8 protein-coding genes are annotated in these 14,946 nt (G+C 34.7%); 3 read left to right on the forward strand and 5 right to left on the reverse strand.

The genetic code is table 11. The features are described 5' to 3' along the window. Positions 1-21 precede the first annotated feature (21 nt). The 3 genes from PQ463_RS23210 to PQ463_RS23220 all read left to right on the forward strand — a co-directional run bounded on the left by PQ463_RS23210 (position 22) and on the right by PQ463_RS23220 (position 7,006). The gene (locus tag PQ463_RS23210; RefSeq protein WP_274255689.1) at positions 22-3,390 is read left to right on the forward strand and encodes a TonB-dependent receptor; all 3,369 of its coding nucleotides are present in this window, start codon (positions 22-24) and stop codon (positions 3,388-3,390) included. A gap of 19 nt (positions 3,391-3,409) precedes the next feature. Continuing rightward, positions 3,410-4,945: a RagB/SusD family nutrient uptake outer membrane protein gene (locus PQ463_RS23215; protein ID WP_274255690.1), complete on the forward strand. Its 1,536-nt coding sequence runs from the start codon at positions 3,410-3,412 to the stop codon at positions 4,943-4,945. Positions 4,946-5,191: 246 nt separating this feature from the next. After that, positions 5,192-7,006, forward strand: coding sequence for an alkaline phosphatase (locus PQ463_RS23220; RefSeq protein WP_274255691.1), 1,815 nt, complete (start codon positions 5,192-5,194; stop codon positions 7,004-7,006). A gap of 56 nt (positions 7,007-7,062) precedes the next feature. On the opposite strand, the gene PQ463_RS23225 is transcribed toward PQ463_RS23220, so the two are convergent. The 5 genes from PQ463_RS23225 to PQ463_RS23245 form a co-directional block, all read right to left on the reverse strand. Further along, the gene (locus PQ463_RS23225) at positions 7,063-8,667 is read right to left on the reverse strand and encodes a class I SAM-dependent methyltransferase (RefSeq protein WP_274255692.1); all 1,605 of its coding nucleotides are present in this window, start codon (positions 8,665-8,667) and stop codon (positions 7,063-7,065) included. 157 nt (positions 8,668-8,824) lie between these two features. Then, positions 8,825-11,275, reverse strand: coding sequence for a BspA family leucine-rich repeat surface protein (locus PQ463_RS23230; protein WP_274255693.1), 2,451 nt, complete (start codon positions 11,273-11,275; stop codon positions 8,825-8,827). A 2-nt stretch (positions 11,276-11,277) separates the two neighbouring features. Then, positions 11,278-11,739 carry a hypothetical protein gene (locus tag PQ463_RS23235; protein WP_274255694.1) on the reverse strand — a complete coding sequence of 154 codons (462 nt, stop codon included), beginning with the start codon at positions 11,737-11,739 and terminating at the stop codon, positions 11,278-11,280. 173 nt (positions 11,740-11,912) lie between these two features. Continuing rightward, complete coding sequence (locus PQ463_RS23240; protein WP_274255695.1) at positions 11,913-14,468, reverse strand: BspA family leucine-rich repeat surface protein; 2,556 nt, start codon at positions 14,466-14,468, stop codon at positions 11,913-11,915. A 2-nt stretch (positions 14,469-14,470) separates the two neighbouring features. Beyond that, positions 14,471-14,935 (reverse strand): hypothetical protein, encoded by a 465-nt coding sequence (locus PQ463_RS23245; RefSeq protein ID WP_274255696.1) that lies wholly within the window; start codon positions 14,933-14,935, stop codon positions 14,471-14,473. Positions 14,936-14,946 lie beyond the last annotated feature (11 nt).

The following is a 14,946-nucleotide window of genomic DNA, read 5'->3' on the forward strand; positions in this document are numbered from 1 at the left end:
ATTACACTAAATCTAAAAACTATGAATGAAAAACAAATGCGGTATGCCAGCATAAGGACAATAGGAACAAAATTATTCCTATTTATGACTTTGTTTTTTGCCGCACTAACAGTAAAAGCTGAGAATGTTGACATTAACAAAAGAGTCACTTTAAAAGTTGATAATGAGAGTATAAAAAATATATTTCAAAAAATTGAAAATCAGGTTGATGTGCATTTTATGTACGAAAGCAGCCAAGTAAATGCCAATCAGAAATTAAGTTTAAAACTGAATAATGTAACTCTTGAACAGGCGCTGGATAAAATTTGCGGTAATGTTCTGAGATATGAGATTGTGAGCAACAATATCGTGATCAAGAAAAATCAGAAAGTTGCTTCTGCCGATCAGAATAAAATTATTGTTTCAGGAACTGTTTTTGGTGGAGACGACAATATGCCTTTACCAGGAGTTGGAATTAAAGATAAAGGTTCAGACGCAGCAACAGCAACAGATTTTGACGGAACATTCAAATTAGAAATAAACGCTTCTGAAGCGACACTTATTTTTTCTTACGTGGGTTATATAACACAAGAAGTAAAAGTTACTAGTTCGCAAAACATTACGGTAAAATTAGCAGCCGATGTAAAACAGCTTCAAGAAGTTGTGGTAATGGGTTACGGAAGTGTAAAAAAGAATGAAGTTTTAGGAGCGGTTGGTTCTGTTTCTATGAAAGAAACTTCTAGCAGAACATACAACAATGCTGCCGAATTATTGCAGGGAACAGTTGCCGGAGTTACAGTAATCAATGATGGTGGTGACCCAACGGCATCGCCAACAATCAACATTCGTGGTATTGGATCTTTGAATGCCGAAACACCTCTAATTGTTTTGGACGGAATTATTTACAGCGGTTCACTAAATACTATAAATCCAAATGATATTGCTTCGATAAACGTTTTAAAAGACGCTGCTTCTGCAGCTATTTATGGAGCGAGAGCTTCTGGTGGGGTAATTTTAATTACTTCTAAAAAAGGAATTTCAGATAAAATTAATGTCAATGTAAACTACCAAGGAGGTTTTCAGAATGTAGCGAAAAAACTAGAGGTTTTAAACGCTGCAGAATATGCTGATGCTATGAATATTGCGAGAGATAACGCAGGTTTACCTAGAATTCCTGCGTTCGACCCTGCATTTGAACCAACAGCAAGAACAACAAAAACCAACTGGATGGATGAAATTTTCCGTACAGGAGAAATTCAAGATTTGTCGCTTTCGGTAAATGGAAAAACAGAAAAATCCAATTTCTTTCTTTCTGGAAGTTATAGAAAAAACGAAGGTATTTTGCTAAATACGTATGGAGAACGTTATACGGTAAGAGCAAATTCTTCTTTCAAATTGGCAGATAATTTCACAATTGGAGAAAATATTTCGTACTCATTAACAGATGGTCAGACAGCCAATACTTCAAGTTCATATACAGGAGCAATTCAAGCAGCTATTTTATATCCGCCAAACGCAACAATTTATAGAGAAGATGGTTCAGGGCAATTTGGTGGTGTTCCAGAAAAATATATTGGTTCTTATGGAGACGTTATCAATCCGGTAGCGTATTTAAAAAGATTAGACAATAAAAATCCAATTTCTACCATTTTGATCAATCCGTATGCAGAATGGGAAATTATTCCAGGTTTAAAAGTAAAATCAAACTGGGGTTATACCAGAATTCAAGACAATGCAACAGACTTTACAGTAAAAGTTACTGAGCCAGGAAAAATATTTGATTTCAATAGATTGACACTGAAAAATATGACAGTTACCGATTTATTGAGCGAGCAGACTATTTCTTATGAGAAATCATTTGGAAAACACAATTTGAAAGCTTTAGCTGGATATACGTATCAAGAAACTAAAAGAGATTTTTATACTGTTGAAGGAACTGGTTTTGATAATGAAGATCCATCACAGCGTTATTTGTTGAATGCAAAATTGATTCAGCAGACAGCGGCAGGTATGTCAGATGAAATTATTTCTTCTTATGTGGGAAGAATTAACTACGATTTCAATCAAAAATATTTAATCTCAGGAATTGTTCGTCGTGACGGAACTTCAAAATTATTAGAAAATAACCGCTGGAAAGTATATCCTTCTGTTTCTGCAGGTTGGTTAATTTCTGAAGAAAATTTCATGAAAGGTATTGAACCAATCATCAGCAACTTAAAACTTCGTGCAAGCTGGGGCCAAATTGGAAACTTAGGAAATCTGGGGCCATATCAGTTTAGTGTGCCTTTAGTTCAAACTCAAGCTTTAATTGGAGCTGTACCATCAATTAATTATGGTTATGCTGAAAGCGAATTATCAAACCCGAATTTAAAATGGGAAAGCTCTGAGCAGACTAATATTGGTTTAGACTTTACGATGCTAAATAATAGTTTAGTAGGATCTGTTGATGCTTATGTAAAGAAAAACAAAGACATGTTGGTTCGTGATCAATTGCCTGGGGTTTCTGGAACACCACAAGGAAGAATTGTAAACTCAGGAGATGTAGAAAACAAAGGAATCGAGGTGAGTTTAACGTACCAAAAAACTCGCGGAGAATTTAAATTTGATGTAACAGCAAACGCTGGATTCTTAAGCAATAGAATTGTTTCTATTAAAGACGATTTGAATTCATTAGAGCCACTTGGTTTAAGTCGAGTTCGTAGTTTGCCATTGGCAAATATTTACCAAGTTGGAAGTCCAGTTGGGGCTTTCTACGGATACCAGACAGACGGATTGTTTCAAAGCAATGATGAGGTGAAAGCGTATGTAAATAAAAATGGCGTAATGTATCAGCCAAATGCGGTTGCTGGGGATATCAAATTTAGAGATGAAAATGGCGATGGTGTAATTAACAATAGCGATAGAGTAGTATTAGGAAGTCCTTTTCCGAAAACAACTTACAGCTTAAATGCCAACTTTAGATATAAAGGATTTGATATGAATATCTTTTTCAACGGAGCTGCAGGAAATAGTGTTTTCAATGCTGTAAAACACACGGGTTTAAATGCTTCTTTCCCTGGTTACAATTTATTGGCTGAATCAAAAGATGCTTGGACTCCAACCAATACGGATACAAATGTTCCAGTTCTTTCGTCAACAGATAACAATAACAATTTCGGTCGTATTTCTAATCTTTTTATTGAAGATGCTTCTTTCTTAAGATTGAAAAACGTTTCTATTGGTTATACCATTAAAGAAAGCTGGCTGAACGGAAAAGCAAAATTAAGATTCTTTATCTCTGGGCAGAACTTATTTACGATTACCAATTATTCTGGAATGGATCCTGAAGTTGGTCTTAAAAACTTCGGAATGGATTTAGGGCGTTATCCGCTTTCTCGTATTTACATGACTGGTGTTAACGCAACTTTTTAAAAAATAAAAAACAATTAAAATGAAAAAAATAAGTCTTTTATTATTGAGTTTTGTGCTTTTGGCAAGTACTGTTGCCTGCGAAAGCGAACTTGATGTTGTGCCGCAAGGAGCTCCTTCGAGCGGGAATTTCTGGAAAACGCCAGCAGATGCAAAAGCAGGAGTAAATGCAATTTACGCCTTGTATTCAGATGATAATATGTATGGTCGTGGCTTCTTTTGGCTGAATAATGCCAGCGATGATATTGGAACAAAACCAAGACAAAATGCAGAAAGAATTAAAAACTTTATTGTAGACGGATCAGAATCGGATACTAAAGATATCTGGAGAATTCACTACGAAATTATGAAGCGTTGTAATGACGTGATTCGTAATATTCCAAACATTTCTTTGGATGAAAAAACAAGAAACGGAATGTTGGGAGAAGCTTATTTTAATCATGCTGTAATGCATTTAGAATTGGCTTATCATTATGGAGACGATCGTGCAGGAATTCCGATTCAGGACAGAGAAAACCCAACAAATGTTTATGTGCCTCGCGCTAAAAACGTTGCCGAAAACTACGCTTACATTGCAGCGGATTTAATCAAAGCAGCCGATTTATTGCCCTATTTTGATCAGCTTACGCCAGACAATCGCGGACGTGCTCACAAAACTGCAGCTTGGGCTTATTTAGTGCGTACGTATTTGTATGCAAAAGATTGGGACAATGCCATCAAATATGCGAATATGATTGTGGCTAGTGGAAAACACAAGTTATTAGACAATTTTGAAGATGTATTTAAAATCAGTAACAACTGGTCTTCAGAATATATCTGGTCGGTAACTTCAAGTGCAGAAAATACTTCTTTAGGTTCTATTTTTCCTGGAGTTTGTCTAGAAGATAAAGGTTGGGGAGTTTACAATGGTTGGGGAAATTTCTATCCGACAAAAGAATTATTTGATACATATGTGCCAAACGACAAAAGACGCAGTGCTACGATTTTACAAAAAGGAGACAAATTTGTTTATTTTGGAGAGACTGTAACTTTCAACGAAGGCAATCATGTTGTAAGTTCAAGTAATAGAACTGGTTATCAGTTTAAAAAATATATGGAGCCATTCAGTTATCCAAAAACAACATCGGGTGGAGTGGACATTCGTTACGTAAATGCGAATGGAGACAAACCTTCAACAGCTTTAAATGTTCCGCTTTTACGTTATGCAGATGTGATTTTGATGTTAGCGGAAGCGAAATTAATGAAAGGCCAAAACGCAGATACAGAAATCAACATGATTCGCCACCGTGCAGGTCTTGCAGATATTTCTGGTGCGACAATGGTAGATTTAAAAAGAGAAAGAAGATGCGAACTAGCAGGGGAGTGGACAGACCGCCATTTTGATTTAGTGCGCTGGGGAGATGCAAAAGAAACTTATGCAAAACCATTGCACCATTATAATGGAAGTGTCATTTATCCTGCTCGTAATTTCAACCCTGCAATTCATCATGTATGGCCAATACCGCCAGATGAAATCGCAGTAAGTAAAGGGGCTTTGACTCAAAACCAAGGCTGGTAATAAAAAAATTCGTTGTGTTTTTTTAGTTTTTTACGCTGCAGTCTTAGTCAGGAGACTGCAGTTGTAAAAAAGTATAGTTTGTTATTCCGAGGAATGGCAAGATCACTTTTTACTATGTGCATTTAAACTAGTGAAACGCCTTTACACATAAAGAAAATCTAATGTTTCTATGTGTTAAAAATAAATTACAGAAATCTATTTCTAATAAAGTTACCTACAACTTTATTAGAATATAAATCATTTTCGATGAAAAAAATAATCACCCTTTTTTGCCTTCAATTTTGCTTGTTCGCCCAAGCCCAAGAATACACTTCTTCTAATATTCATTCTCATAACGATTACGAAAGTAAATTGCCATTTTACGGAGCTTATTCTAACGAAACGGGCGTTATAGAAGCCGATGTTTTTTTAGTAAATAGCGAGTTGTTTGTTGCTCACACTTCTAAAGAAATTGCTTCTCACAATACACTTAAAAGTCTGTATTTGGAACCGCTTTCTAATAAATTAAAAACGTTGGAAGGAAAAGCGTATCCGAGCAATAAATCATTGATTTTAATGATCGATATTAAGTCAGATGCCGAGTCGACTCTAAAAGCAATTACACAACAGTTAAAGACTTTTCCGGATATTATTTCGAATAAAAACATAAAAGTGGTTATTTCTGGAAACAGGCCTTTACCGTCACTATGGAAGGAATATCCAGATTTTATCTATTTTGATGGAAGATTGAATGAAAATTATACTTCGGATCAATTGGCGAGAGTTGAAATGATTAGCGAAGATTTACATGAAATTACGGTTTGGAACGGAAAAGGTGTTTTGACGCAACCAGATTCTGAAAAAATTCAGACAATTATCAAAAAAGTCCACGATCAAAACAAAAAGATAAGATTCTGGGCTACGCAAGACAACGTGAATACATATATGACTTTGATGAATTTAAAAGTTGATTTTATAGGAACGGATAAAGTTTCCGAACTGACTCAATTTATAAATAATATTAAAACGACATTTTATCAGAATACAGAATTTCACCAAGCTTATGTTCCTAAAAATGTTTTCAAGAACAAGCGTCCAAAAAATGTTATTCTCTTAATTGGAGACGGAATGGGATTAGCGCAAATTTATTCTGGTTACACGGCAAACAAAGGGCAATTGAGTTTATTTAATATTCCAACACAAGGATTCTCGATTACAAAAGCTTCAGATAGTTATATTACAGATTCTGCAGCAGGTGCAACGGCAATGGCTACAGGACATAAAACCAATAATCGTTTTATAAGTGTTGATGAACAAGGAAAACCGCTTCAGACCATTGCAGAACAATTGGCAAAGAAAAACTATAAAACGGCCATTATTTCTGCTGGAAATATTACAGATGCAACTCCAGCGGCGTTTTATGCGCATCAGCCAGAAAGAAGTTTAAGCGAACCAATTGCAAACGATTTTCTTTCAAGTCCGTCAGATATTTTAATTGGGGGAGGGCAGAAAGAATTTATTTCTAGAAAAGATGGCAAAGATTTGTCTAAAACTTTAATCAAAAAAGGATATGCTTTCTCTGATAAATTCTCTAGTTTGGATACGATCAAAAACAGCAGATTTGTAGTTTTAGAAGATGCAGCGGTAGTTTCTATGAAAAACGGAAGAGGAGATTTTCTAAAGAAATCTTTAGCGAAAGCAACAATTACTTTTTCAAAAACAAAGAATCCGTTTTTTATTATGGCCGAAGGCGCTCAAATTGATTACGGTGGACACCAGAATAATGTGGAATATGTGGTGAGAGAAATGCTTGATTTTGATAAATTGGTGGGTCAGGCAATGGAATTTGTAGATAAAAATCCGGAAACCTTATTAATCGTAACGGCAGATCACGAAACGGGAGGATTATCTCTAATTGACGGAAGCATTGAAAAAGGATACGTTCATGGAAGTTTCAGCACAAATGATCATACCGCAATTCCAGTTCCTGTTTTTTCTTACGGGCCAGGATCTGAAAAATTCATGGGAGTGTATCAGAATACTGCAATTTATGATAAGATTATGGAGTTGATTGGAAAGTAATAATTTCTTTTAAAATGATAAATTCAATTAAATGCCTCTATTAATAGAGGCATTTTTTATTTTCCTTTCAATAAATTAATGCTCACCGTTGCCGTATCAGCATCTGGAAATCGCTTGAAAATTGATTTATCTGGAAATAATCCTGCTTCTGCGGCAATTGCATTAAAAACGTCAATTTCAACAATATACTGATCAGAAAAACCGTGAGTAGCGTCATAAGCTGTTGCTGGAGTTCTGCCTAAATTATTGGCCGTAAGTTTCGGACTTATAGTGTGAAGTTCAATCAGAAGCAAACCAAATTTGTGCACATACGGAGACCATTTTTGCAGATGTTCCAAAAGATTATCTTCAACCAAATTATTGCTAATTCTTTTTCCTCTATAAGCAAATGCCCCTGTTGAGGTACTGACTCTATTTTCGTTACTATGCTTCGGATCTTGCCAAATTCTATTATGATCTAGAAAAGTTCTTACGTTGAGAAGATCTTTGAGATCAATATTATAATTTTCTTTCAAATCATTGGCGAGTAAATCAGGGCGTCCGATATCGCCCCAAATTACTTTTGCCCAAATATCGGCATTTATAAGATTGGCTCTGGTTACTTTCAAAGCGGTTTGGTTATAATCGACCCCAACTATAAATAGCGGATATTCGTCGAGCATTTTTCCTCTTAAAGTTTGTCTGTCGATTACTTCAAAAATATGCTGTAAGAAAGCACCATTTCCGCAACCCATGTCTAGAATTCCTTTTGGCTGTTCTTCGATAGGAAGATTAAAAAGTTTGATCAGGATTTCGTCGACTACTTTAAAATAAGTATCGTGAGCGCCACCGCTTCCCCAAACATTCATTTCGCGATCTACATGAAGTTCGGTTTCACCTTCGGCAGTTCTTAAAATATCTGGATTTCCAAAGATTAATTCTTCGATTTTGGCAAAAGTGGGTAAGTAAGAAACCGTAACGCCATATGCGTTGGCTCTTTTGGCAAAAAACAAACCCGCTTCGGTAAATTGATAATTGCCATTTTTTTCCAGAAACCAACCCAGATGAACAAAAAAGTCTAAGATCTTTTTAAAATTTTCGGGCGATTTATGAAATTCTTCGGGCCTGAAAGAAGTTTCCATAAAATATTTATGAAACATTCCGTTCATTGCTAATCGCACAATTGTTGGTCCGATTAAATAGCCTTCAATATGTTTTAAAATCTGCTCCTGAATACTGTTTTTCAACAGATCATCTGAAGGTTCAATTCCGTATCTTTTTTTATATTTTTCAAAAATTGTATTGAGCTTTTCAAAAGGAACATCTTCAAATAAACGCGAATGAAACTGAATTGATAACTGTAGCAAACTCACCACATCTTCATAAAGATAAAATAATGAAAACGCTGTTTCTGTTTTTTCGTTTATTGAAATCGTGATTTCCTGTGTTTTGTTATCGACTTCATAATCCAGAAATCCCTGAGAAGCCAAAACTCTCAAAGCAACATTTAGATAGCCTTCGTTGGCATTAAAAACAGTTGTAAGCTCAGATAATTGCGTTTGCTTTTTGTCTAAAATAAATTCAAGTAAGGATTTATTTTTAAGCGCTATTGCTACAGGAGCAGTAACCAAGCCGTCAAGATGTCTGAAAATGGAACTTAAAAGTTGTGATTTATCGGTCATAATACGAAGAATGATGGTTACTTTAAAAATAGTGATTTTTTTGATTGGTTGTTATATGCTACTTTTAGCTTTAGAAAAAGAGTATAATTTTAGTATAAAATAAAACCTTCAATTTTGTTGAAGGTTTTATTCTTTGAAAAAAAGATTTTATCAGGGATTAAATTCCACCATCAGTAATTACCCAGTTGTTAGGCGAACCAGTTAAAATTGCTCTTCCTGTACTTGATGCAGATGTATATTTTGCTGTGCCAAAAGATATTGTTCGACCAGACACTACAGGTCTTGTACTCCAACCATTATAGATAGCATCCAAATTTGCTGCTGAAAATGTAGCAGGTGTTTTGAATAACATAAAATTCGAAAAATCTGTTACATTTGAAACATTCCAAGAACCTAAGTTTTGGTCAAATGCATTTGCATTTAAAAACATACTCCCTATACTTGTAACTGACGATGTATTCCATGAATTTAGAGGCTGATTGAAAACACGACAAGTATGAAACACACTAGTCATGTTTGTAATGTTAGATACATTCCAAGAATTTAATGGCTGATTAAATGCTGAGGCTCCTCTAAACATGGCTGCTATATTCGTAACGCTAGTCATACTCCAGGAACCTATAGGTTGATTGAATGCAAATGCGTCACTAAACATAAGTTGCATATTAGTGCAAGACGTTGTTATCCAATTATTAATTGAGTTGTTATTTCCATTGTTAAACGTCGAAGCAAATTGAAACATACTTAACATGTTTGTAACTTTAGAAACGTCCCAAGAACCTATGTTTTGGTTAAAGGATGATGCATTTATAAACATAGCATTCATGTTGATAACTGATGAAGGAGTCCAATTATTTATAGTTGAACTTCCACCATTATTGAAAGCACTTGCTCCATCAAACATCTGAGCCATAGTTGTGACCGCTGAAACATTCCAAGAACCAATATTTTGGTTAAATGGAGTGCTTCTAAACATACTTTGCATGTTAGTTACTTTTGATGTATTCCAACTATTTAATGGTTGATTGAATGCGGTTGCAAGGTTAAACATAGCTTGCGTTGTAACAGTAGATACCGTATTTAAAACCCAATTATTTATATCGGAACTTTCTCCATTATTAAACGCTGGATTACTAGCAAACATTGATGAGAAATTAATCACAGCAGACACATTCCAAGCGCCTATATTTTGGTTAAATGAAGTAGCGCCTTGAAACATACTTGCCATATTTGTAACCTTTTGTGTATTCCAAGAATCAATTGGCTGATTAAATGATATAGCGCTAGCAAACATACTTGCCATTGTAATCATGTTTATTGAATTTAAAACCCAATTATTTATATCAGTGCTACCGCCGTTATTGAATGAAGACGCACCCTGAAATACTGATTGAAAGTTTGTAACTTTTGAGACATTCCAAGCACCTATATTTTGGTTAAATTCAGTAGCTAGTGAAAACATACTTCCAAAGTTAGTAACATTTGAAACATTCCAAGAACCGATGTTCTGGTTGAATTTTGTTGCACTTTGAAACATGGATGCCATATTGGTAACATTAGAAACATTCCACGCACCGATATTTTGATTGAAAGCTAAAGCACTATAAAACATAGAATCAAATGATACATTACTAATTGTATTAATTGTCCAGTTGTTAATATTTGAATTTCCACCATTATTGAATACGGTTGCACCTCGAAACATGTTTGAAAAATTAACCACATTTGAAACGTTCCAAGAGCCAATATTTTGATCAAATTTAAATGCAGCTTGAAACATTTGGCTCATATTAGTTACAGCTGATGTATTCCAAGAACCTATAGGCTGATTAAACACAGCAGCATTAAAAAACATTTGACTCATATTAGAAACCTTAGAAGTGTTCCAAGATCCTATTGGTTGATTAAATACAGATGCACCACCAAACATTCCATTCATTAATACAGCGGATGTAGTATTAATTGTCCAGTTGTTAATAGTATTGCTTCCGCCATTATTAAAAGATGCACTTGAGAACATATTAGAGAAATTGGTTACAGCCGAAACATCCCAAGAACCTAAATTTTGATTGAAGGCTGCTGCACCTGAAAATACACCACTCATAATTGTTACAGCAGAAACATTCCATTCACTAACCCTTCCTATTGTTGTCAAGGAAGTACAACCAGCAAATAAACCACTAATTGAAGTTGTACCAGACAAATCTAAAATATCAGAAACACTAGAAAGATTCAAATTTGAGCATCCTTGAAAATGATTAAACAATGATGTGCCTAATTTTAGTTTCCCCCATGATTGAACAGATAATATTTTTAATCTGTCACCTACATTATTAAACTGCCATCCTGTACAAGTGCCGTTTATTTTAATTGTATAATCTCCTGCTACTGCATAAGTATGTGTAATTTGAGCTTGATTCCAAGCAGTAATTTTATTAGAGCTTCCGTCGCCCCAATCAACTGTGAAGTTGTATGTTCCTGATGAAACTAACGGCAGTTTTACTTGTGTGGAAGTACTAGATCCAGTTGATGTGTTTGAAGTTCGCCAAGTAGAAACAAAAGAGTTTTTGCTTCTCCCAAAAATGGTATTTTGTATTAAGCTTCCCATAGTTATACACCTAATAATAAAACACTATTTGTATTTCCTCTTTTTGTAAAAGTGAAAATCTGTTTTTCGGCTGTTACTGATGGAGTTCCGAATAACCAAGTATGTGGTGCTGTAATTGCCCAAGTCACACTTACTCCTGGTAATGTGATTCCGTTAAAAATAAAACTTTGAGGTAGTGAAGCTGGTACTGTAATTGTACAGTTAGTTGTAAAGAGTACGGTTTTACCATGCCAGTTAGATGGAATAGTCTGATTTGAATTTACTTCTAATTGATTAGAAACATCCTGCTTGTTTGATAAGTCTATATCTCCGCTTCCAAGGATTGATTCACCACTGATAGTTTTAAAAGTTTTTTCAGGAATAGTATTAAAGGTTAATTCACCTTTTTCATTAGTAATTAGGATTTTGTTTGATTCATTTGTTTCTAAGTCAGCGACTTTTATTCTGTTATAGTTTGTACTCATATTGTGGTATTTTTTCTTGTTTAAAAAGGATTGTTGTTTTTATTTGTAGTAATTTTGAATTGTATCCTCCAATTAAGACTAGAAATGAGGGGGCGGTTAAAGGAAAAACTGTTAAGCAAACTTTATAAACGTGTTACAAGTTTCGTTACTCTTAAATGTTACAATTTTACTAGTTATGCAGATACACCGCCATCCGTAATTACCCAATTATTAGGAGAGCCAGTTAACAAAGCTCTTCCTGCGCTTGATGCTGATGTATATTTCGCTGCTCCAAATGTTATTGTAATCGGAGTTTTTACTGGCCTAGAACTCCAACCATTATAAATAGCATCTAAATTTGCAGTGGAGAAATTTGCTACTTTTTTGTTCTGCATAAAACCTCCAAAATTAGTTACATTTGATATATTCCAAGCCCCAATGTTCTGATTAAATGGCGAAGAATATGTGCCATTGTTTGTTCCAAACATCCCATTCATATTTGTTACATTAGCAGTATTCCAATTTCCAATTGGCTGATTGAATGTAGGAATTGGCCCAGAAAGCCAGAAAAACATACTTGCCATATTAGTTACATTTCCAGTATCCCAATTGTTAATTGTAGGACTACTTCCATTATTAAATACGTTCGCATTGTAAAACATACTACTCATATTTGTTACCCTGGACATATTCCAAGAGCCAATATTTTGGTTGAAGGATGTTGCATAGCAAAACATATTTGACATATTGATTGTTCCAGTAGTTTTTAGAGTCCAATTATTAATGGTTGGACTACCTCCATTATTAAACGGAAAACATAAATTAAACATTCCACTAAAATTGCTACACGAAGAAACATTCCAAGAACCTATATCCTGATTAAAGGATGTTGGAGATGTGCCTTGGAAAGCACCAAACATGTAACTCATATCAGTGTTTTTTGACATATCCCAATTGCCTATCGGCTGGTTAAATGTCATGACTACATTGGCTGCATTGTCTTTAGAGAACATTCTTTGTGTAGTAATCACATTTCCTGTATTCCAATTGTTGATAGTTGAAGAGCCGCCATTATTAAAATCTCTAGCTCCATTAAACATTAAGTTCATATTTGTAACGTTTGTCGTATTCCACGCCCCAATATTTTGATTGAAAACAGTGGCATATTGGAACATACCAGCCATATTTGTCACGCCTGAAACATTCCAATTACCCAAAGGTTGATTGAATGAAGAGGCTCCATTAAACATATTTGTCACTATTGTTCCAGTAGTCCTTAATGTCCAATTATTAATTGAGCTGCTACCGCCATTGTTAAACGCTCTAGCATTTTGAAACATTTGATTAAATGTTGTTGCTCTAGAGACATTCCATGATCCTATATTTTGATTGAATGCAGATGCATTCCAAAACATTTCGGCTATATTAAAATCGGATGTGGTATTTAGAGACCAGTTATTGATGTTAGAACTTCCTCCATTATTGAAAGATGTTGCGTTTAAAAACATTTGTTGAAAAGTTGTTACGCTAGATACATTCCAACTGCCAATTGGTTGATTAAATGAGGATGCGCCGTTAAATAAACTGTTCATTGCTACAGCAGAAGTTGTGTTAATTATCCAATTATTAATATCCGGACTATCTCCATTGTTGAATGCAGTTGCTCCATTGAACATTGAACTAAAATTTGTTACATTTGAAACGTTCCAAGCTCCTAGATTTTGGTTAAATGATGTTGCTGACTGAAACATTTGAGCCATACTTAGAATCTTAGAAGTGTTCCAACTGTTCAATGGCTGATTAAAATTTGTAGCACTTTGAAAAATTGAAAATATAATTATTGTTCCAGTACTACTTAATACCCAATTATTAATCGTGTTGCTACCGCCATTGTTAAACGAAGTTGCAGCTTGAAACATTGCAGAGAAATTTAAAACCCTTGATACATTCCAAGAACCGATATTTTGATTGAACGAAGTATTATTTTGAAACATACTCTGCATATTATTTACTCCAGAAGTATTCCATAAACCTATCGGCTGATTGAACTTTGAGCCAAAAAACATGCTGTTCATATTTATAGATGTGGAAACTGTATTTAATGACCAATTATTAATATTTGGGCTTCCTCCATTGTTGAAATTTGACGTAGATAAAAACATGCTACTAAAATTGGTAGCCGAAGAAACGTTCCATGCACTTATATCTTGATTAAAATTTGTAGCGCCATTAAACATTGATGAAAAACTTCCAATATTAGAAGTGTTCCATTCATTCAATCTGTTAATCGTAGTCAATGAGGTACAGTTGGAAAACATCGCTGCCAAAGAACCAATTCCACTTAAATTTAAAATATCAGATACAGATGAAAGATTTAAATTAGCGCATCCTCCAAAATGAGAAGATAAATTAGCTCCAATATTTAAGTTGCCCCAGTTTGAAACAGATAATATTTTTAATCTATCTCCAGTATTATTAAACTGCCATCCTGTACAAGTTCCGTTTATTCTTATAGTATAATCTCCTGCTGCTGCATAAGTATGTATAACCTGAGCTTGATTCCAAGAAGTAATTTTATTAGAGCTTCCGTCACCCCAATCAACTGTGAAGTTATAAGTTCCCGATGAAACTAATGGAAGTTTAATCTGCGTTGTTGTACTAGATCCAATAGATGTGTTCGAAGTTCGCCAAGTAGCAACAAAAGAGTTTTTGCTTCTCCCAAAAATGGTATTTTGAATTAAACTTCCCATATTTATACTCCTAATAATAAAACACTATTTGTATCTCCTCTTTTGGTAAAAGTAAAAATCTGTTTTTCGGCTGTTACAGATGGAGTTCCGAATAACCAAGTATGTGGTGCGGTAATTGCCCAAGTCACACTTACTCCTGGTAATGTGATTCCGTTAAAAATAAAACTTTGAGGTAGTGAAGCTGGTACTGTAATTGTGCAGTTAGTTGTAAAGAGTACGGTTTTACCATGCCAGTTAGATGGAATAGTCTGGCTTGAATTTGCTTCTACTTGATTTGAAATATCCTGCTTGTTTGATAAGTCGATATCTCCATTTCCAAGGATTGATTCTCCATTGACTGTTTTAAAATCTAAGGCTGAGGTTATGTCACCAAACTCCAATTCTCCATTGGAGTTTGTTATTAAAATTTTATCATGCTGATTTGTTTCAAGATCAGCGACTTTTATTCTGTTGTGGTTTGTATCCATTTTTTGTGGTA

Origin of the sequence: Flavobacterium sp. KACC 22763 (genome assembly GCF_028736155.1) — a bacterium.
In the GTDB taxonomy this organism is placed as follows: Bacteria; Bacteroidota; Bacteroidia; order Flavobacteriales; family Flavobacteriaceae; genus Flavobacterium.